This is a genomic window from Lunatibacter salilacus, assembly GCF_009797935.1.
Lineage (GTDB): Bacteria > Bacteroidota > Bacteroidia > Cytophagales > Cyclobacteriaceae > Lunatibacter > Lunatibacter salilacus.
In genome coordinates, this window is record NZ_VOLC01000033.1 from 16,949 (window position 1) to 35,854 (window position 18,906).

Annotated in this window: 21 protein-coding genes; 7 read left to right on the top strand and 14 right to left on the bottom strand. The window is 43.0% G+C overall.

Annotation, left to right across the window (positions count from 1 at the left end):
- Positions 1–9 precede the first annotated feature (9 nt).
- The 4 genes from FQ608_RS26630 to FQ608_RS26645 form a co-directional block, all read right to left on the bottom strand.
- Positions 10–426, bottom strand: coding sequence for an energy transducer TonB (locus FQ608_RS26630; protein WP_158861562.1), 417 nt, complete (start codon positions 424–426; stop codon positions 10–12).
- A gap of 244 nt (positions 427–670) precedes the next feature.
- Positions 671–1,177, bottom strand: a complete 507-nt coding sequence (locus FQ608_RS26635) for a hypothetical protein (RefSeq protein ID WP_158861563.1) — start codon at positions 1,175–1,177, stop codon at positions 671–673.
- Between the two features lie 185 nt (positions 1,178–1,362).
- Entirely contained in the window at positions 1,363–2,460 is a 1,098-nt protein-coding gene (locus FQ608_RS26640; protein ID WP_158861564.1) for a Gfo/Idh/MocA family protein, read from the bottom strand.
- Between the two features lie 50 nt (positions 2,461–2,510).
- Entirely contained in the window at positions 2,511–3,134 is a 624-nt protein-coding gene (locus FQ608_RS26645) for a hypothetical protein (RefSeq protein ID WP_158861565.1), read from the bottom strand.
- A gap of 172 nt (positions 3,135–3,306) precedes the next feature.
- Between FQ608_RS26645 and FQ608_RS26650 the strand changes: the two genes are divergently transcribed.
- The gene (locus FQ608_RS26650) at positions 3,307–4,053 is read left to right on the top strand and encodes a hypothetical protein (RefSeq protein WP_158861566.1); all 747 of its coding nucleotides are present in this window, start codon (positions 3,307–3,309) and stop codon (positions 4,051–4,053) included.
- 61 nt (positions 4,054–4,114) lie between these two features.
- The gene (locus FQ608_RS26655; protein WP_158861567.1) at positions 4,115–4,630 is read left to right on the top strand and encodes an FKBP-type peptidyl-prolyl cis-trans isomerase; all 516 of its coding nucleotides are present in this window, start codon (positions 4,115–4,117) and stop codon (positions 4,628–4,630) included.
- Positions 4,631–4,707: 77 nt separating this feature from the next.
- Here FQ608_RS26655 and FQ608_RS26660 read toward each other — a convergent pair whose 3' ends face one another.
- Entirely contained in the window at positions 4,708–6,411 is a 1,704-nt protein-coding gene (locus FQ608_RS26660) for a GMC oxidoreductase (protein ID WP_158861568.1), read from the bottom strand.
- Positions 6,404–6,967, bottom strand: coding sequence for a gluconate 2-dehydrogenase subunit 3 family protein (locus tag FQ608_RS26665; RefSeq protein WP_158861569.1), 564 nt, complete (start codon positions 6,965–6,967; stop codon positions 6,404–6,406). The genes FQ608_RS26660 and FQ608_RS26665 overlap by 8 nt, the downstream gene beginning before the upstream one ends.
- 154 nt (positions 6,968–7,121) lie before the next feature.
- Here FQ608_RS26665 and FQ608_RS26670 point away from each other — a divergent pair, with 154 nt between their 5' ends.
- Both FQ608_RS26670 and FQ608_RS26675 read left to right on the top strand, forming a co-directional pair.
- Positions 7,122–9,377: a TonB-dependent receptor family protein gene (locus FQ608_RS26670; protein ID WP_158861570.1), complete on the top strand. Its 2,256-nt coding sequence runs from the start codon at positions 7,122–7,124 to the stop codon at positions 9,375–9,377.
- 92 nt (positions 9,378–9,469) lie between these two features.
- Positions 9,470–10,072, top strand: a complete 603-nt coding sequence (locus FQ608_RS26675) for a nitroreductase family protein (protein ID WP_158861581.1) — start codon at positions 9,470–9,472, stop codon at positions 10,070–10,072.
- Positions 10,073–10,126: 54 nt separating this feature from the next.
- Here FQ608_RS26675 and FQ608_RS26680 read toward each other — a convergent pair whose 3' ends face one another.
- The 4 genes from FQ608_RS26680 to FQ608_RS26695 form a co-directional block, all read right to left on the bottom strand.
- The gene (locus tag FQ608_RS26680) at positions 10,127–10,690 is read right to left on the bottom strand and encodes an FKBP-type peptidyl-prolyl cis-trans isomerase (protein WP_158861571.1); all 564 of its coding nucleotides are present in this window, start codon (positions 10,688–10,690) and stop codon (positions 10,127–10,129) included.
- Positions 10,691–10,793: 103 nt separating this feature from the next.
- A complete protein-coding gene (locus FQ608_RS26685; RefSeq protein ID WP_158861572.1) occupies positions 10,794–11,333 on the bottom strand; it encodes an FKBP-type peptidyl-prolyl cis-trans isomerase in 540 nt (179 codons plus the stop codon).
- Positions 11,334–11,374: 41 nt separating this feature from the next.
- A complete protein-coding gene (locus tag FQ608_RS26690) occupies positions 11,375–12,298 on the bottom strand; it encodes an FKBP-type peptidyl-prolyl cis-trans isomerase (RefSeq protein WP_158861573.1) in 924 nt (307 codons plus the stop codon).
- Complete coding sequence (locus FQ608_RS26695; RefSeq protein ID WP_158861574.1) at positions 12,285–13,331, bottom strand: DHH family phosphoesterase; 1,047 nt, start codon at positions 13,329–13,331, stop codon at positions 12,285–12,287. Before FQ608_RS26695 ends, FQ608_RS26690 begins: the two co-directional genes overlap by 14 nt.
- Before the next feature lie 188 nt (positions 13,332–13,519).
- Between FQ608_RS26695 and FQ608_RS26700 the strand changes: the two genes are divergently transcribed.
- Together FQ608_RS26700 and FQ608_RS26705 are read left to right on the top strand one after the other, a co-directional pair.
- A complete protein-coding gene (locus FQ608_RS26700; RefSeq protein ID WP_158861575.1) occupies positions 13,520–13,945 on the top strand; it encodes a nucleoside-diphosphate kinase in 426 nt (141 codons plus the stop codon).
- 114 nt (positions 13,946–14,059) lie between these two features.
- Positions 14,060–15,445 (top strand): glycoside hydrolase family 140 protein, encoded by a 1,386-nt coding sequence (locus FQ608_RS26705; protein ID WP_158861576.1) that lies wholly within the window; start codon positions 14,060–14,062, stop codon positions 15,443–15,445.
- An 84-nt stretch (positions 15,446–15,529) separates the two neighbouring features.
- Here the strand turns inward: FQ608_RS26705 and FQ608_RS26710 are convergent, their stop codons facing one another.
- Positions 15,530–15,766 carry a Kazal-type serine protease inhibitor domain-containing protein gene (locus tag FQ608_RS26710; protein WP_158861577.1) on the bottom strand — a complete coding sequence of 79 codons (237 nt, stop codon included), beginning with the start codon at positions 15,764–15,766 and terminating at the stop codon, positions 15,530–15,532.
- 133 nt (positions 15,767–15,899) lie between these two features.
- On the opposite strand from FQ608_RS26710, the gene FQ608_RS26715 reads away from it, so the two are divergent.
- Positions 15,900–16,400, top strand: a complete 501-nt coding sequence (locus FQ608_RS26715) for a hypothetical protein (protein WP_158861578.1) — start codon at positions 15,900–15,902, stop codon at positions 16,398–16,400.
- Between the two features lie 6 nt (positions 16,401–16,406).
- Here the strand turns inward: FQ608_RS26715 and FQ608_RS26720 are convergent, their stop codons facing one another.
- The 3 genes from FQ608_RS26720 to FQ608_RS26730 form a co-directional block, all read right to left on the bottom strand.
- Positions 16,407–17,021: a hypothetical protein gene (locus FQ608_RS26720; RefSeq protein ID WP_158861579.1), complete on the bottom strand. Its 615-nt coding sequence runs from the start codon at positions 17,019–17,021 to the stop codon at positions 16,407–16,409.
- 10 nt (positions 17,022–17,031) lie between these two features.
- The gene (locus tag FQ608_RS26725; RefSeq protein WP_158861580.1) at positions 17,032–17,598 is read right to left on the bottom strand and encodes a hypothetical protein; all 567 of its coding nucleotides are present in this window, start codon (positions 17,596–17,598) and stop codon (positions 17,032–17,034) included.
- A 319-nt stretch (positions 17,599–17,917) separates the two neighbouring features.
- Positions 17,918–18,526: a methyltransferase family protein gene (locus tag FQ608_RS26730; RefSeq protein ID WP_234364422.1), complete on the bottom strand. Its 609-nt coding sequence runs from the start codon at positions 18,524–18,526 to the stop codon at positions 17,918–17,920.
- Positions 18,527–18,906: the final 380 nt, after the last annotated feature.

Consider the following 18,906-nt stretch of genomic DNA (forward strand, 5'->3'; position numbering starts at 1 on the left):
CACGACACCTCAGTTAGGAAGGTGAAACCTTATAGGTATCCGCATCCGTACCCTTACCGGTTCGCCGTTATTCATACCTGGGGTCCATTTAGGACTGCCTTCAACAAGTCTTTTGGCTTCCTCTTCACACCCGGCACCTATACTCCTCATCGCCTTAACATTGGAAGTTCTACCATCCTTTTCCAAAATAAAAACCACATATACTACACCCTCAATCTTAGTTTTTAACGCTGCGGTTGGGTAATTTAGGTTTTCCGCAAGGTACTCCTCCCACCCGTCCTGTCCTCCAACTGGACGTGGCATTTTATCCGCAACATCATACACTTGATCATCTTGAAAAATCTCAATAGGAGCGGTTACTGAATGTTTTAATGTTAACTTACAATGGGAATAAATATCGCCGGAAAGCGATATTTGCGCTGTCAATAGTAACCCGCTTAAAGCGAGAATTGATTTAGCAGAAATTTTTGGGTATAATAGGCTTGGAAACATGACTAAATCGGATCAAATTAATTATTTAAATTAGTAGACATAAACGTCAAAACAAAGTAAAAGGTCTTTTTTTCCCTGAATGGTCACGTACTTATTTTAAGGGCTCTACAGCAAAGATTAATCCGCCTAAACTGGAAAAGTTGCCGACTTAGGGGTTGTTTTGAGATAAATCCGAAGCCTATTGTGTTTCCCTTTTTTTAATTATTACCCGGGAGAAAAACAGTACCAAAATCCCAAGTAAGCATATGACCACCATCACCCATTTTGTCAGCGTAAATATTCCGGCGATACCTGCTAGCACCTCGTATCTTATGGGAAACTTACTTATCAGAAAAATAATCAAACTGTTTTCCAAATAATCGACCGGTATAATCCAAAGTGGAACCGCGGCTATTTTTCCAGATCCATTTAGTCTATATATGGCAAAAGCCAACATAAGGCAATAGATAATCGGATAGATAAAATCCAGCATTAGGGTCCCTCTTATATACTTTTGCCGATCGTATTCCCCATAGCTCTCTATGGCTTCATAGGCTTCCCCCGCAGAATAATAAGTATAAGTATCTAAAATCGGTTCCTCAAAATCCCCAAAATATAACAAAAATAAAACGTTGAAAAGAACCGTTAAAATTAACAGAACGGACAAATTTCTTCTGGTAGCATATTTTTGAAACAAAGAATTCATATGATATTTAGATGGAGCAAATATCACTACTTACGGCGATTAATCGAACTAATAATTTGAATTTAGATAAAATAACTCAATATGTTACACCAATATCCCTAAAACGCATATGACATAAAATAAATCCCAATGTAAAAAACACCATATGACATCAAATCACTCTCCGCACTCAAAAATTATAAAATCTACTTTAAATTGACCCGTTGGCCACTTTTTGCACTTTCTATGGCCGCTTCCAAAATCTCGACCACCATCAAGTTGTTTTCCAACGATGACAAATCGAAGGGATCCATGTCAATTTTCCCTTGAATTACTCCTGCAAAAAATGAAAATGGGTCGTCGTAGGGATAAGGTCTTTTTTTCATTACCAAAGGTTGTTCCTTTCCCTGACCCTCAAATCTTGAGACTACATCCGTTGAATTCTTCGCGATTAAATAACCCGTTTGCCCATATACTTCCATATCTTTACGGCTAAAGGGCCAATTCCAGGATGCCTGAATCACCCCAATAGATGATTCATACTGAAGTAAAATGGTAGCATCATCATCCACCTTCGGGTAAATGTCGGGTTTTATTTGTTTAAGTTCCGCAGTGACAGAAATCGGACGCTCTCCCTTCATCAACCAAGTCATCAGATTTGCCCCGTAGCAGCCGAAGTCAATGACCGCTCCTCCACCATTCTGAACCGGGTCGGTGAGCCAATCCAGAAATTCTTGGTTTACTCCGATCTCCTTAGGGCCCTCATGCCCGTCGTTGACGATTACCCTCCGGATGTCACCTATTTTTCCTTCCTCATGTACCTGTCGGAAGACTTCTTGGTTGCTGGCATACCAAGTGGTTTCGTAGTTAGTGATTAGGTGAATATTATGCTGCTCTGCAAGGTCCTTCATCTCTTTTGCGTGAGCGGTGCTTACCGCCAAGGGCTTTTCCACCATGACATGAATGCCTCTAGGTGCACAAGCTTGGACAACTTCCAAATGTTCATAGATAGACCCAAAGGCCGTAACTCCATCCGGAATAACGTTGGCAAACATTTCCTCCATACTGGGATATAATAAATCCATGGAGATATTATTTCTTTTCATAAGGCGTTCTGCGAGGTCTCGATTGGGCTCTACAATGGCTACGAGCTGAATGTCTCCCTTATCCTGCCGTCCGAGTATCCAATTCACATGAGAATGGGTGAGGCCAACCACAGCTAAACGCACCGGCTCTTGCTGCTGGGAAAAAGAAACGTTGAAAAAAAGTAAATTGATTAAAATTAATGGGATGGTCAGTTTCATGGGGTAAGTTGGGTTTTTACAAAATAGCACTAATCCTTAAATATAGGGATTTATTGGTTCCTAATGCCCTGGATGAACCGGGAAAAAGGTCCGGGATTTGATTTTTTTTGCGCTTTCCTTTTTTTTCTGGCCTTTTGACGCTTCCTTTTTTGTTGTTCCTTCCCTTTGACCAAGACTGGTCTTACAGAAATTCCCACCTGACCTGCATACCATTGTTCCTTTCCGGCTAGGTTGATATTCGGCTTGTAGTCTAGTGAAAAATTGACCTTCATCAGGGTCATTTCAACTCCCAAAACAAAATCTATTCCCATAGTAGGGTTTCCATACGTTGTAACCACTTGCATGGATTCCGGGACTTTTTGACGGCTTTCTTCCATTCCAACTGAGAGTCCTCCCCCATAGTAATAATTAAACCGTTTGCTGATCATTGGTCTATGCCGTGCAAGGAGAAGGTGGGCAGTAGTGTTGGCTGTAAAATCAGATTGGATGATAGCTTCCGCAGTGACTCCTTTCAGCAACCGCTGCTTCGCCGTGATTCCAATAGTACGGTAATCTTGATTATTACCGAAACGTAAGCCGGCGGATGTGCCATAACTTTGACTGAAAGTAGGGAGGTTTAACCCAATTAATAAAACGAAAGTTGTGAAACCCGCTAGGTGCTTTTTATTTTTCATTCATTTTCCATTACGCCAACCAAGGCAAAACATATTAGCCTAAAAATCATACCAACATCTGAGTATCATCCGTATTACATGCAATTTGTCCATTTTCTTAACCGGAAATCAATTAAATTATTATATCCCTGATTTTTTTTTTAGTTTTAAACAAACAAAAACCTAAACTATTATGAAGTACCTATTCACCTTATTGACGGCGTTAATTCTTTCACCCATTTGGGCCCAGAATATTGAAGGGGCTTGGAAACTCACCCATGAGAACGGCAAACCGGTAAGTGATAAAGAATATATTAAAATTTATCAAGATGGATACTTCTCTTTTGGGGCCAAGGAGCTAGGCAGTAATAAATTTCTGGGAGCAGGTGGCGGTGAATTCACCCTCTCAGGCAGCGAATATACGGAGAGTCTTGATTTCTACACGTTTGACAAGGATCAGATAGGAACAAAAAACAACTATTCAATGGATTTTGCGGAAGATAAGCTCGTTATTTCCGCCCGTATAAAAGGTAAGGATTTGATTGAAATTTGGGAAAAAATATCCGACAGGGATGATGCCATCAACGGAACATGGGTAATTACCGGAAGAAAAAGAGACGGAGAAATCAGCAGCATGACACCGGGAGCCCGCCGGACGGTAAAAATCCTTGGTGGAGGCCGCTTTCAGTGGATTGCATTTAATTCGGAGACTAAAGAATTTTCCGGCACTGGTGGGGGAACTTACACTGCCGAAGACGGGAAATACGTCGAAAACATCACCTTCTTTTCCCGGGACGACAGCCGGGTGGGTGCCAGCTTGGAGTTCGACTTTGAAGTGGTCGACAAGCAGTGGCATCACAGTGGCATGAGTTCAACCGGAAACCCAATCTACGAAATCTGGTCCTCCTATCAAGAAGCCTATTTGGCCAAAATCCGCTAAGCATTATAATTTCCAGCCAAATTCCCTTAATTTTGGCAACTTAATGCTAAAGAATCTATAGATGGTTGCTGAGAAAAATAAAATAGTTTCTATCGTGTATGAACTGCACGTGGATGATGGAGAAAATGGTAAGGAATTTTTCGAGAAAGTAGAAGCTTCCGAGCCTTATGCCTTTCTCTTTGGTGCTGATAACCTCCTACCCAAGCTGGAAGAGGCGATGGTTGGAAAGGGAATTGGCGATGCCTTTGAGGTCTCTATAGGATATTTGGACGGATATGGCGACTATGATGAATCTAAAAAAGTCATTGTCCCCAAAACTGCGTTTAAGGAAGATGGTAAATTACAACGTGACCTAATGAAAGTGGGTAAAGTTGTTTCCATGCAGGATGATAAAGGAAACCCCATGCAAGGTGAAATCCTAAAGATTGATTACCGGGGGGTCTTAATGGATTTTAATTCTCCACTGGCGGGTTTGGACCTTTATTTTAAAGGTGAAATAGTCGGCATAAGAGATGCAGAACCCATTGAACTGGAACATGGCCATGCCCATGGACCTGATGGACACCATCATCACTAGTCTATGATCCGGGTTTAAAAAATAAAAGGCCTGCCAGAATCTCCGGATCTGGCAGGCCTTTGTTTTGACCATTATTTCTACGATTTACTCTCCCTTATGGCATGGTCTACCGACCGGGCTGCCATGGCCATATAAGTCAGGGATGGATTTTGGGTACTGGTAGAAGTCATGCAGGCACCGTCCGTTACATACACATTGGGACAGGCATGCACTTGATTCCACTTGTTTAGGATAGAAGTCTTGGGATCATGTCCCATTCGTGCTCCTCCCATTTCATGGATATCCAGACCAGGTGCTCTTTTATCATCCCTGGTACGGATATTTTTAAACCCGGCAGATTCAAACATTTCTGTCATTTGCTCCAGGTAGTCTGTAATCATCGCCTCGTCGTTTTGATCATAATCGATGGATACTTTGAGCTGTGGCATACCCCAGGCGTCTTTCTGATTGGGATCCAAGCTGACCCGACTTTCCTCCTTGGGAATGGTCTCCCCCATCATATGGGATCCAACCCTCCAAGTTCCAAATTTTGGAGTTAACAAGCTGTTTTCCAGATTTTCTCCAATGTCAGAATGATCCGTGATGATACTTCGGCTGCCACTGAATCCAGCCGCATACCCCCTAAGAAATCCCGTTTCCTGCTTTTCTACGTTTCTGAAGCGGGGAATGTATCCTCCATTGGGACGCTTTCCCTCTGTGGTATATTCTGCCAACCCTTCATATTCGCCTGAAATTCCTGCCCTGTAATTGTGGAAGGCAACAAATTTGCCCAAGAGCCCATTGTCATTTCCCAGTCCATCCGGAAATCTGGATGACTTGGAATTTAAAAGAACCAAGTTGGAATTGAGCGCACTGGCATTGAGAAATATGATATCCGCATAGTACTCGGTAGTTTCCAACGTCAACGCATCGATTACCAACACTCCGGTTGCCCTGCCTTTTTGCTCGTCATAAATTATGGAGTGAACCACGGCATTGTTTTGCAGCGTTAGGTTGCCTGTATTCATTGCCCAAGGAAGTGTGGAGGAATTACTACTGAAATATCCCCCAAACGGACAGCCACGCTGACACAGTGCTCTGTGTTGACAAATGGCCCGGCCTTGCTTGGCGTAGTATTCCTCGTTTCCTGTAATATGGGCACAACGACCTATAACGATGTCCCTTCCGGGATAATTTTCTCCCACGTGGGTTTTGAAATATTTTTCCACAGCAGTCAACTCCATGGCAGGGAGAAATTCACCATCGGGCAGGTTTGGAAGTCCATCCAAATTACCCGAAACGCCTACAAACTTCTCCACATGGCTATACCATGGTGCCAAGTCCTTATATCGAATCGGCCAATCCACAGCAAAGCCATCCCTGGCTGGGCCTTCGAAGTCAAAGTCGCTCCAGCGCTGCACCTGCCTTGCCCATAAAAGGGATTTTCCACCTGTTTGGTAGCCCCTAATCCAGTCAAAGGGTTTGTCCTGAATGTAGGGATGCTCGGTGTCCTTTACGAAAAAATGCTGGGCATCCTCACGGAAAGCATAACATCGGCTAATTACAGGATTTTCTTTTCTGATGTCTTCATTTATATTACCCCTATGCTCAAATTCCCAGGGATTCAAGTTGGTAGTGGGGTAATCTTTGATATGTTCCACGGATTTCCCCCTTTCAAGCACGAGGGTTTTAAGCCCTTTTTCGGTAAGCTCCTTGGCTGCCCATCCGCCGCTCATTCCTGAGCCGATGACGATAGCGTCGAAGGTATTTTCTTTTTTATGTTGAATATTCAGGTTAGCCATTGGGATTAATTCGTTCTAATTCGGATACAAGTTTACTGCCCTTAAATCCTCCCGGGATCATTTTGTAGGGCATTATTTCAGTTAGATAATATTCAGAGGTCAGGTAACCCTGAAGTGCGAATCTTTTGGTGATCGCTAAAAAGTTTTTTGTAGAGGCCAGATCTGAATTTTCTTCAGCTTCCATAGCCATGATGCCTCGATAGGCCTCTGCAGATTCGGAAGAGTCCATTTTTTCAAATGTCTTGCCGAATTCCTTTTTGCTAAAGGCATCAAAACTCTTCAGACCTTTAAGAAACTGCTCCTGTTCTGATTCAGGAAGGCAATCATTGGCCATGATAAGCACAAAATCGGGAAGGTCTACTTCTTCTCCCTTTTTGAGTTTTACTCCCGGAAATATCGTATTGGTTACTTGGTTTAATGTTTCTCGTTGTGAAGCTGTTACCTGAAGCTTTTCATAAGCCTCCAAGACAGATTCTTGGGTGAAGTCACAGGATGGGATCAGTATAACTCCCCCTGTAATCCAGGCCAATTGTTTTAAGGCTAACCTTCTATCCATTGTCAGTTTGTGATACTTTGATTGGGTGGTCAAGTTATGTGTTTTTTGACAAAATCCATAACCTTTCTGTGATCGGTAACCACCGCTTAAAAAATTAAATTAATTTTGCGGTATTATTACAATCTACCGGCCCTACGGGCACATCCAAAAAGCGATGAAAATATTTAAATTAATTTTGTTTACAATTCTTTGTCTGCCGTTGGGACTATCGGCGCAGACTACCATTCGGACTGTTGATTCTAAAACAGGCGAGCCTATCCCATACGTGTTTATCAAACTCAACAGTCAACGGAATTTCGTGACTGATGAAGCTGGGATAGTTCAGGTGTTTCTGGAAAGACAGGAGGAAATGATATTCACCCATGTTGCCTTTGCCAGTACCACACTTTCGGTACCCGCAAGCGGTGAATATACAGCCCGACTGGAGCGTTCTGACAATGCGCTGTCTGAAGTAGTGGTTTCCTCTTTCCAAACAGAAAGACCTCTTTTGGTTCAGGCTGCGGCAATTTCCCGGGTTTCCGAGAGTGAGCTTTATCGGTTCAACGAAACCTCCACCGTACATGCGTTCAACACAAAACCAGGCATAAGAGTAGAGGAACGCGCTCCTGCATCGTACCGCATTTCAATCCGGGGTAGTTCGCTGCGTTCTCCCTTTGGTGTGAGAAATACCAAGGTCTATTGGAATGACATTCCCTTCACGGCTGCCGATGGAACTACGCCGCTTAATCTTTTAGATCTGTCGAATATAGAAAACACGGAAATCATCAAGGGTCCCGCAGGAAGTATCTATGGGGCAGGCAATGGTGGAGTCATCAGCTTTACCAGCAAGCAACGCATTGATGAAAATCGAATAAGTACTGATTTATCAGTGGGCGATTTTGGGCTGATGCGGTACCGGATCGGGATCGAACAGCAACTAGAAAACGGAGGAATTAGTGCTTCCTATGCAAAACAAAAGGCAGACGGATATAGGGACCATACTGCTATGGACCGGGAAGTATTCCAGATTGCAGGGCATTTTAACCCTTCAGACAAGCAAAAGATAACCACCCAACTACTTTACTCTGATCTATTCTACGAACTTCCCGGAGCCCTGACTGCGGCGCAACTGGAAGAAAATCCACGTCAGGCAAGACCGGGTTCTGCTTCGCAAAATGCCTCCATTGCCCTAAAATCCATGTATGGAACTATCGGACAGGAGTACCGCTTCAGCCCTAAGACATTCAACAAATCATCGGTATATATCAATACAGTAGATTTTGAAAATCCTTTTAACCTAGACTATAAAAAAGAGACTCAATTTAGCTACGGAGGTAGGACCAGCTTTACCCACGATGGCACGCTGGCAAATATCCCGGTTAGACTTATTGGTGGAGGAGAGTATCAACTGGCAAAGACTGCCGCACAGAATTTTGGAAACAGAAGCGGAGCTGCCGACACGATACGTTTTAGTGATGACTTGATCACCACCACAGCTTTTCTATTCCAACAGATAGAAGCGGAACTGAGCGAGAATTTACTGTTTACCATCGGACTGAGCGAGAACTTTTCCATGTTCGATATTTCAAGAAACATCGATGCCCTACGGGGGGTGCCTTCGTCTGCCAACCGCCGCTTTGACCCAGTTATTATACCACGGGTTGCGCTGTCTGCTAAGTTGAATGAAACTTCAGCCGTGCATGGTAGCATCAGTTCCGGATTTTCTCCTCCAACAATCGATGAGGTAAGGACGAATGAAGGATCTATTAATCTGGGTCTGGAGGCAGAAAAAGGCGTGAATTACGAGGTAGGCTATCGCGGTAGCTACAAACAGGGAATGGTAAACTTAGACGTCTCGGCTTTTTATTTTAATCTGGATCAAACCATCACCACCTTTACCAACGAACAGGGAGTGGTTTTATTCAGGAACGCAGGCGCAACTGACCAAAAAGGAATTGAAGCGATGGTAGATTACGCATTGATTCGCAACCAACTGACATTTGTACAGGAGATCAAACTAACGCATGCCTTTACCGGTCACTATTTCACCTTTAGTAATTTTAGCCAAGGAACCAATGACTTCTCTGGCAATGACCTCACTGGGGTGGCTCCAAACACCCTGGTCAACCAATTGGACATACGTACTAAGCCGGGCATCTACCTCAATTTCACTCACCAATATGTGGATGAGATCCCTCTCAATGATGCAAATACAGTATATCAGGAGACCTATAATCTGGTCAATGCCCGTATGGGATGGCGAAGCAACCTTGGCGTCAAATGGGATATGGAAATCTTTGCTGGTGTGGAAAACCTGCTAAACGAAACCTACAGTTTGGGAAATGACCTCAATGCCTTCGGAGGACGTTTTTATCAGCCAGCTCCTACCCGTAATTTCTATGGAGGCGTTAAATTAGGAATGAAGTATTGAGATTTGAGGATTGAGGATTGAGGGTTGAGGGTTGAGGGATCAAATTTAAGAATGCTTTCACTTTAAAGGAATAATAACGAAATCCTGATATGATGAACAAACCAATTTTTAATGTAGAAGAGGTGAATAAAATCATCCGCAACAGACGCTCCATGTTTGTGGCTCAGTTCAGGGAAAATGACCCGGTGGATGATAACATAATTTCGGAGCTTCTGGAGAATGCCAACTGGGCACCCACCCACAAGTTGACAGAACCTTGGAGGTTTGTAGTTTTCAGTGGAGAGGGACTTAAGAAATTTGCGGACTTCCAGTCTGAGTTGTATAAGAAGCGGAGTGAAGAAAGCGGGAACTTTATGGAAGCAACCTACAATAAACTAAAAGAAAATCCCTTAAAAGCATCACATATTATTGCCATTGGGATGAAGCGGGACCTGAAAGCCAATCTTCCGGAGATGGAAGAGGTGGCAGCCGTTGCCATGGCAGTTCAAAATATGTATTTAACAGCCAGTGCGCGAGGATTGGCGGCATACTGGGGCACAGGCGGACCTACATTTTGGCCGGAAGCCAAGGAGTTTTTTGGGCTAGAAGAGGAAGATAAACTAATGGGATTCTTTTATGTAGCAAAACCTGCGTCGGACCGCTGGCCACAGGGAAAACGCAGCCCCATTGCAGACAAAGTAACTTGGGTAAAATAAAGAGAGGAAGGACAATAGCTATCCTTCCTCTTTCTCTCTTCTTTTATTATTTGATCAATCAAATCCCAACAATTCCACTTCAAACACCAGTATGGAATTTTCCGGGATATTGGGCCGGTTTGGATCGTCCTGATAGCCGAATGGGGATGGAATGACAATCACTCCTTTACCTCCACTTCTCAATCTCCGAAAACCATGAGAAAATCCGTCAATAGGTCCCCCTTGGTTTAACAGCTGACCTACAAAAAAGGTGAAAATATCATAGTTACGTTCCTCATCGAAGATATCGTTGGCTTTAGCCACATCTTCAAGATTTGTATCAAATATAGTCCCGTCAGTCAGCATCCCCGTATAATTGGCATACACAACGTTCCCAGACCTTGGCCTTGAACCCTCTCCTTCTTCCTGAACAATGACCACAACGCCGGTGGCAGGATCATGCACCCGGTAAAGACTGTCAAATGCAGCAGTTTCTAGGTATTCCGCTATCCGTACTCTGTCGATAGCAAGATTACCCTCTACGTCGTATACGGGTCCTCCGAATCCCGCAAACTGATCATCGCATGAAACGGATAAGATTAAAACTGAAAGGAGTGCGGCAATAATTGATTTTTTCATGTGTTTATAATTTGTTTTTCAGAGGTCACATGGAATCTCGCAACTATAATCATCCCTCCGTGCGTCGCCTTCGGCATGCTCGATTTCATTAGTAAAATCTTAATTATTCTGGTCCCGTGACGCTAACCACATCTAAGTCAAATACCAATACAGTGTTTCCGGGAATACGTCCGCTTCCATCTCTTCCGTAACCATAAAAAGAGGGAATTAGAACGGTTGCCTTCTCCCCTTCCCGCAATTGAGACAAAGCAATATGCCACCCGACAATTACATTGGACACTCCGAGTTCTATTCGAAAGGGTTCATAGGGTCTATTCGGATTAAACATTCCTTCTTCTTCTGCAATAGAACGAACGGAGGTGTCAAATACCGTACCATCCAACAAATATCCTGTATAGTCCACCATGATGGTATCGCGGTTTACAGGCAATCGCCCAATATCATTGGTTTCAGTAATCAAAAGCACAACTCCCGATTCACCGACGGTTTCCTTCCTATGCTCCACATCAAAGTCAGCAACAAAGGCTTCTATTTTTTGCTTGTCCTGTTCAAAGATGACCTCGAGGTTTTCTTCCTCAGACACACAGGAAAAGACAAATACCACCCCAAGAAGTGCCAGAAGTTTTAACGTAATTTTTTTCATATAACAATTACTAATATCTACCTGCCGGGAAAACTCGGCATTTATTTTTGAACATCCGTTACTTCTACGTCAAATACCAAAATAGAGTTGGCCTTAATCACCTCAGAGCGCTGTGACGGGCCATAGGCCAAAGGAGACGGAATGAGTAGTTTTGCTACTGAGCCTTTTTTCAGGAATTGCAAACCTTCGTCCCAACCTTGAATCACACGTCCTTGACCTACAGGGAAAGATATAGGTTGATACTCCCTGCCCTCGGTAAAGGTGTTGCTTTCCTTTGCGCGGCTTTCCACACTGGTGTCAAATACAGTCCCGTCCAATACATATCCTGTATAGTCAACCGAAATTGTATTTCCTTGCTCAACTTGGTCACCAGTACCTTCTTTCTCTATGACGTAGAAAAGACCCGATTCCGTTTTGGTAGCCTGTAAATTATTTTCAGAAATGTATTTTTCGATAGTTTCAATATCATCCTGCAACTGCTTTTTGGAGTTTTCTTCCTGCTTTTTCTGCTGGGCGGCCATCAAGTCATTGTAATAATCCTGAAAAACCTCTTCTTCAATTACATTCACCACCCCAATTTCAATGGTGACGTATTCAGCACTGTCCAGAAAGGGCGGAAGGTTGGGGCCAAAGATTTTTCCAGCTTTCGAAGAGACCCGGATACTGTCTCCCTTGTTTAGATTCAAAAATATCTCATCAATTCCTGTCTGGGCATCCGCACTGTCCTGATGCTGCAGGTATGGAGGAATAGGTTGATCATAACTGGAAATAAAGACGGAGTCCTTGCTGGTCTTTGCTATAAAGTTATACAGCACATATTCTCCGGCTTTTGTTGCGTCCTTTCCCTCCTTGATATAGGTATATTCAATTCCGTCCGAAGTGGTTTGTTTTTTCTCACAGGACGAAACAGCCACACTGCCAATGATAATGCCTGCGGCTAAAATAAGGTTATTAATTTTTTTCATTGATGATTTCTAATTGATTGTATAAGGTATGTTGATTTTCTTTTATAAGGTGTTCGAATCTTTCCACTGTTTCATCCAGTGGGAGTTCAGAGATGCCTCCTGCGGCATTTTTATGGCCACCTCCATTAAAAAAGCTTGCCGCAAATTTATTGATTTCCACCTCTTCTGCAGACCGGAATGAAATTTTTACGCCGTCTTTCCGTTCGGTAAACAGTGCCGCGATTTTTATCCCGTCCAGAGAAAGGGCATAATTGACCAATCCCTCCGTATCGCCTGTCTGAGATGCATATTTTCTCAGGTCTTTTTTACTGATGGAGAAATAGGCTGTATGTGATTCCTCCAGAATCTTCAACCTTCGAGTCAATGCAAAGCCCAAAAACCGCAGTTTATTAAGCGAGTTGGTGTCGTATATCAAACGGGCAATTTTGGAATTGTCCGCGCCGAGCGCAATAAGTTCAGCGGTGACCAAGTGGACATTTTTGGTGGTATTCGGGTGTTTGAACCCTCCCGTATCCGTCATAATACCAGCATAGAGGCATTCGGCAATATCTTGATCGAGCAGTTCAATATCTCCGATCTTATATATCAGGTCATAAATTAACTCGCAAGTCGCCGCAGCCTCAGTACTACAATAATTAAAATCAGCAAAATCGTCCGGATCTTGGTGATGGTCAATATTTATTAGTTTTGCCTTGGATGCTTTCACGTATTCTCCCATGTCAATCAAGCGCTTGAGGGAAGAAAAATCCAGACAGAAGATAAGGTCTGCTTCTCGTATCAGCTCTTTTGCGATTTCAGATTTACCCGGCGCCTCAAAGTTTATCACCTCATCGTTGCCCTTCATCCAGTTCAAAAAAGAAGGGTAATCGGACGGAGTAATTACCGTTACCGAATGATTCTTTTTTTTGAGATAGCTAGCCAGTCCCAGAGATGAACCAAGGGCGTCGGCATCAGGCTTGTGGTGGGTAGTTATAACGATCTTTTTGGGAGAAGAGGAAGAAATCTGTTCTTTAAATAGATCTATATTTTGCATGGGTATAAATTAACCATCGTGCTTTTTCTAACACAGAGCGTGCAAAGTTCTACATAATTTCTCGAAATTCCCAATATGTTCCAAGCCGTTCTTTTCAAGTGGTTTGTGGACAATTAACCGGATTTCCTAGTAGTTTCTTCGAAAAGCCTTAATTTTGTCCTCATTCTAACCAATTAAAGATTTTAGAAATGAGTACAAAAAGAACGTTTACCATGATAAAGCCAGATGCATTTGGGGCTGGAAATGCAGGGGCAATTTTAAAGATGATTGAAGAGGCTGGGTTCAAACTGGTTGCTATGAAGATCACCAGGCTTGCGGGTGATGCTGCTGGGAAATTTTACGCGGTACACCATGAGCGTCCTTTTTATAAGGATCTTTGTGCCTATATGTCCTCCGGGCCAATCATTGCTGCCATACTGGAGAAGGACAACGCAGTGGCTGACTTCAGAAAATTAATTGGCGCAACCAATCCTGCTGATGCGGCCGAAGGAACTATTCGTAAATTATACGCCACTTCCATTGAGGCCAACGCAGTGCATGGCTCTGATTCCGATGAAAACGCCGCCATTGAAGGCAACTTCTTTTTCAGTGAGTTGGAAAAGGTAGGCGTTTAAATCCCTCTATATCAAATTTGAGACACCTCTTAGACAGTATGCTAAGAGGTGTTTTTTTTTTGCCCAAATACTTTTACTTATATTTGATAGCAACCCCAAAATTAAAATACACCCATGATGCCTATCGCTATTACTCTCTATCAAAAGATTATTTCTACACTTTTGCTAATATTATTATTCTACCCGCTTTACGCCCAATTGCCCAAGCTCAAGGTCTCAGACAATCAGCGATATCTTGTCACAGAATCGGGGGATCCGTTTTTTTGGCTCGCCGATACTGCGTGGGAACTCTTTCACCGCTGTGACCGTGATGAAGTCATTTACTACCTGGATAAAAGGGCCTCCCAAGGGTTCAATGTGATTCAGGCGGTGGCCTTGGCAGAAATAGACGGCATAGAAACGCCAAATCCTTATGGTGACACACCGCTAATGGACAACGACCCGACCCGTCCGAATGCTGCCTATTTCGAGCATGTGGATTTTGTGATCGATGAAGCAGCTAAACGCGGGATTTATATTGCTCTACTGCCAACTTGGGGGGATAAGGTATTTAAGAACAATTGGGGGGTAGGTCCTGAAATTTTCAATCCGCAGAATGCCAAAATGTTTGGCGAATGGATTGGCAACCGGTATAAGGACCATACAAATATCATTTGGGTAATCGGTGGTGACCGCAACCCCCGGCAGGGATCAGACGATGTGGAAATCTGGAGAAATATGGCCGAAGGTGTTGCGGCGGGAGTCGGTGGCCATGACAAAGCACTGATGACCTTCCACCCGCAACCTGCCAAGCCGGGAGGATCGAGCAACTGGTTTCACCAAGATGCGTGGCTGGATTTCAACATGCACCAAACGGGGCACTGCCCCAATCAAGCTACCTACAACATCATCGCCCATGACTATGCCTTAAGCCCTACAAAACCTACGCTTGACGGGGAACCCCTTTATGAAGACCACCCCAATTGCTTTAACGCAAAGGAACTTGGATACAGCATTCCCGACGATATACGCCGCATTATGTACTGGAATGTCTTTGCGGGTGCTTTTGGGCAAAGTTATGGTTGTCATGCCGTTTGGCAGATGTACGCCAATGACCGCGCTCCCATCAATGCTCCATTACGACCATGGAAAGTCGCTTTAGATCTACCTATGGCTCATCAAGCCCAGCATCTCAAAAAATTGATGTTGTCCAGATCCTTTCTTTCCCGCATTCCCGCCATGGATATGGTCATTACCCCTCAGGAAGACGATCATCACTTTGTAGCGGCGACCCGGGACGAAAATGGAACCTATGCAATGGTCTATTTTCCTACCGGAAAATCCGTGGATCTCAACCTAACTGACTTGAAAGGGCAACAATTGGAGCTTTTATGGTATGACCCCAGGACTGGTCACCTCCACCCACCCATACAAAAGACTTATGTGGAAAATTTATCCGTGACCGCACCCAGCTCCGGAGAAAAAGGCCACGACTGGGTCCTTATTATTGACGCAAAATAAAAAATTCCATCCTGGTTAAAAAACTGCCCAACGGGTTGGTTCCAATCAGGATGGAAACACATTAAAAAAAACCACCACTATTTATCATTCAGGGCATTCACCATCTGTCCAGGTTTTGACGCCCGCATTTGCCGCCACACAACTGTTGCTATAAGTTTGACCATTACAGCCACAGACCGGCCTATATTCCATTGTGCAAACCGCATCAGTCTTTATTTTTGTGGGATCTATACAGGTCCCGGGAGATTCCATCAATATTTGATCCTCACATGAAAAGCCCGTGAGCAGGAGCATGATATAAAGAAATACTACCTTTTTCATGGATAGGTTGGTTATTTGATGTCTAGACGAAACAGTAGTTAAAAATGCTACAGTGGCTTGAAAAAAAACAATAAAAATTTGACCTGATTGGATAAAATAAAAATTGCTAGTTTTGGACCCTAATAAAACTCTTATGGGTAAAACTGCTTGGATTGTTTTTTTTGGTTTGTTACTTGTCGCTGCTGCGCCAAAGGCTTTTGCCCAGCAGAATGAATTACCGCAATCGATCTTTGTGGAAGGTCTGGGAAGCGGAATCTTTTATTCATTTAATTATGACACTCGGTTTAGACCTAAGTCTAACGGATGGGGAGTAAGGGTTGGAATGGGCTATACTTCCGTAGAAGGGGATAGAATTTATACTGTTCCCCTGGTTATAAATTATTTACTCGGAAGAAAGAAAAATTTCTTGGAAGTTGGTGCGGGTGTTACTTTTAATGGCTTGAATGACCGGACTAATACCAACATTTCCTCCGGTTTAGTCAACGTTGAAAACGGGGCAATAGGTACTCTTGCTATTGGATACAGAAGGGTTTCATCATCTGGATTTACATTTCGTGCGGGGCTGACCCCTTTGATCGGCGGCCTGGTGGAAGAATACTTTTGGCCACAGCTATCTTTTGGCTATTCATTTTAAATCAAGCTATAAAAAGAAACTGATTCTTGGTCCAAAAAAGATCCCTCTGGAATACCCGGAACTATCTATAAATAGCCCCCCTTGAAGTCCAAGTGTTGCTTTCTCGTGAAAGACTTTCTTTATCGAATAGACGATTGGAAGATGTATGTCAACCGTAGTAGCAGTTTTTCTAAAAAACCCGGTAAAGACCTTCCTGTCCCGATCGAAATTAACTACTTCCATAAATTCGTTTTCTTCCACAAACATCCCGATACCAGTTCCAAACTCGGCGACAAGATCCCAGGGCAACCTGAGTTTACGGCCAAAGACTAAAGAAAAATGGTCTGTCAATAATTTCCCTTCCAATGGAAGGGATCCAAGTTCGGACAATAAAGGAGTGTTTGCCGCCGAAGCCCTATGATATTGGTTGACCGAATGGTTAATGCTTGTTCCTATGGTCCAATTTTCTCCCAATTGATACGTAAGGCCAAGATTCAAATTAAAGCCTTCCACAGGTTGCTCTACACGTTGCTGATTGGGTATCCGAAATGTACCCAAAGATAAGTGGCTCTCTAAGTTTTGACCGAATGTGGCACCACTGACTACAACCAGTAAAAGAAATAATAAATTGGATTTCTTCATCTGTTTTCTATTAAAATCGGTAGCTAATTTCAGGCCCCAGATGAAATCCACCAAGGGAATAGAAGGGGGTCAAATAAATTCCAGAATGGATTCCACCTCTCAGGTTTGGTGCAAATTCTTTTGAAAGGCGACCTCTAAAAGGCATCGTGAAGTCTCTAACATACTCCTTTTCAAGCGTCGGGTTTTGTGAGGTTGGGTTGCGGGGATTGGTATGTTCCAGGTAATAACCCACCCCGGTGCCCACGGAGATTACCCACTGATTGGCAAGCTGGAATTTTCTATGGATCAAAAGACCAAATGTATTCAAGTGAACCTTAGTGAATTCCTCAGGCACCAGAGAATTGGAAGTTGAATTACGATTTCCAAAATGACCCACCAAAAAATCTGAAGAAATAGCGAGTTTTTCACCAATATGGTATGTAAATGAGATCCCAGCCTGGGGGCCAATACTTCCACCTTGATAATTAAAAAAATCTATGGGAGTAAGTAATCCCCCATGCAGCCCGATGTCATAATGTTGACCATAGCCCGCTTGTAGGGAAGCAAAGAACAAAATAAAGTAAACAATTTTTTTCACCTGTTTATAATTTGATTTTTAACGGTCAGATGGAATCTCGCAACTATAATCATCCCACTGTGTGACGATCTCGTCATGCTCGATTTCATGTAAAATTTCGAATAGTAAAAAATGACATAAGGCTTTTGAGGAGGTCTCTAAGATCTCTTTTTAAATGTAAACCAAAAATAGGCAGGAAATATCAGGGCCTTAAGTCTCCAGTCATTTTTCTCATGAAAACCTAGATGTGGGTCAGCGTTTATTTTTTTATAAAGCAGGGATGCAAAAATCAAGTGAGCCAAAACGGCTATTAATAGCAATCCGTAAATAATCAATTCTATCATGGCTTTTTAGTAGGGATTATGGGGGGTACTGATTTCTGAAAGTCAATATATGCCGGCCCATGTAGGGTTATGAGCTTTTTTTCTTCGAAATAAATCCCAAAAGGCAAATAAACAAGCAGAGCGATCAGGTGAACCATTGACGCCACCGTGGGAAGGAAAAAGAAATACCCCAAGAAAATCAGTACAAGTCCGGCATACAGGGGATGCCTCACCCAGCGGTAAAGGCCATCAATCACTAGACTATCTTTTTGCTTCAAGTCATCGTGGGGTGCCAACCCGATAAATCGTTTTAATGAAATCCCCTTCATGGACTTGACAGAAATAATGGTACCAAAGGTCGCCAGCATATAGCCTATATATTGGAGGACGTCAGTTGGATTCAGAAGGTAGTGGGGAGGTATGGTTCCAGAATAAAAAAGAAGTGCAAATACCCCCAAAATTGACACCAAACTGTAGATCAACCGATACCATTTGTAGGAGTTGCCCATGATACCTTGAATTTTTCTTTTTATATTCAGGGCTGCAAGGTAACTGTGGCTGGCATAAAAGAGCATCCAACCTATAAACAAATAGAAATAAGGCATGGTACTTGAAATGAATCGCAAAGGTGCGAAAAAATATTTTTATATATGGATTTCGGTGGAAATGATACTGGTTGATATTGGGAATAAATTGAAATATGGTGGAAATATAGTGGATATATGGCCTGCGGCCGAAATATGGAAAAATGATATTTTTTGATATTGGATATTGATGGATATTTGAATAAAATATTGTTGTAATATAGTAGAAACCTGCCTGGACCTCAGGTTTGACCACTGAAAAACAAATATAAACAGATGAAATCGAGCATGACGTAGCCGTCACACACTGGGATGACTATCAACCATGCGAGATTCCATGTGACCGCTGAAAAAAAATTATAGACACATGAAATCGAGCATGACGCAGGCGACGCACGGAGGGATGATTATAATTGCGAGAT

What these genes read in the sequence shown, in the direction of transcription:
- FQ608_RS26635 (WP_158861563.1), bottom strand. Translation starts at nt 1,177, where the DNA reads ATGAATTCTTTGTTTCAAAAATATGCTACCAGAAGAAATTTGTCCGTT.
- FQ608_RS26640 (WP_158861564.1), bottom strand. Translation starts at nt 2,460, where the DNA reads ATGAAACTGACCATCCCATTAATTTTAATCAATTTACTTTTTTTCAAC.
- FQ608_RS26645 (WP_158861565.1), bottom strand. Translation starts at nt 3,134, where the DNA reads ATGAAAAATAAAAAGCACCTAGCGGGTTTCACAACTTTCGTTTTATTA.
- FQ608_RS26650 (WP_158861566.1), top strand. Translation starts at nt 3,307, where the DNA reads ATGAAGTACCTATTCACCTTATTGACGGCGTTAATTCTTTCACCCATT.
- FQ608_RS26655 (WP_158861567.1), top strand. Translation starts at nt 4,115, where the DNA reads ATGGTTGCTGAGAAAAATAAAATAGTTTCTATCGTGTATGAACTGCAC.
- FQ608_RS26660 (WP_158861568.1), bottom strand. Translation starts at nt 6,411, where the DNA reads ATGGCTAACCTGAATATTCAACATAAAAAAGAAAATACCTTCGACGCT.
- FQ608_RS26665 (WP_158861569.1), bottom strand. Translation starts at nt 6,967, where the DNA reads ATGGATAGAAGGTTAGCCTTAAAACAATTGGCCTGGATTACAGGGGGA.
- FQ608_RS26670 (WP_158861570.1), top strand. Translation starts at nt 7,122, where the DNA reads ATGAAAATATTTAAATTAATTTTGTTTACAATTCTTTGTCTGCCGTTG.
- FQ608_RS26675 (WP_158861581.1), top strand. Translation starts at nt 9,470, where the DNA reads ATGAACAAACCAATTTTTAATGTAGAAGAGGTGAATAAAATCATCCGC.
- FQ608_RS26680 (WP_158861571.1), bottom strand. Translation starts at nt 10,690, where the DNA reads ATGAAAAAATCAATTATTGCCGCACTCCTTTCAGTTTTAATCTTATCC.
- FQ608_RS26685 (WP_158861572.1), bottom strand. Translation starts at nt 11,333, where the DNA reads ATGAAAAAAATTACGTTAAAACTTCTGGCACTTCTTGGGGTGGTATTT.
- FQ608_RS26690 (WP_158861573.1), bottom strand. Translation starts at nt 12,298, where the DNA reads ATGAAAAAAATTAATAACCTTATTTTAGCCGCAGGCATTATCATTGGC.
- FQ608_RS26695 (WP_158861574.1), bottom strand. Translation starts at nt 13,331, where the DNA reads ATGCAAAATATAGATCTATTTAAAGAACAGATTTCTTCCTCTTCTCCC.
- FQ608_RS26700 (WP_158861575.1), top strand. Translation starts at nt 13,520, where the DNA reads ATGAGTACAAAAAGAACGTTTACCATGATAAAGCCAGATGCATTTGGG.
- FQ608_RS26705 (WP_158861576.1), top strand. Translation starts at nt 14,060, where the DNA reads ATGATGCCTATCGCTATTACTCTCTATCAAAAGATTATTTCTACACTT.
- FQ608_RS26710 (WP_158861577.1), bottom strand. Translation starts at nt 15,766, where the DNA reads ATGAAAAAGGTAGTATTTCTTTATATCATGCTCCTGCTCACGGGCTTT.
- FQ608_RS26715 (WP_158861578.1), top strand. Translation starts at nt 15,900, where the DNA reads ATGGGTAAAACTGCTTGGATTGTTTTTTTTGGTTTGTTACTTGTCGCT.
- FQ608_RS26720 (WP_158861579.1), bottom strand. Translation starts at nt 17,021, where the DNA reads ATGAAGAAATCCAATTTATTATTTCTTTTACTGGTTGTAGTCAGTGGT.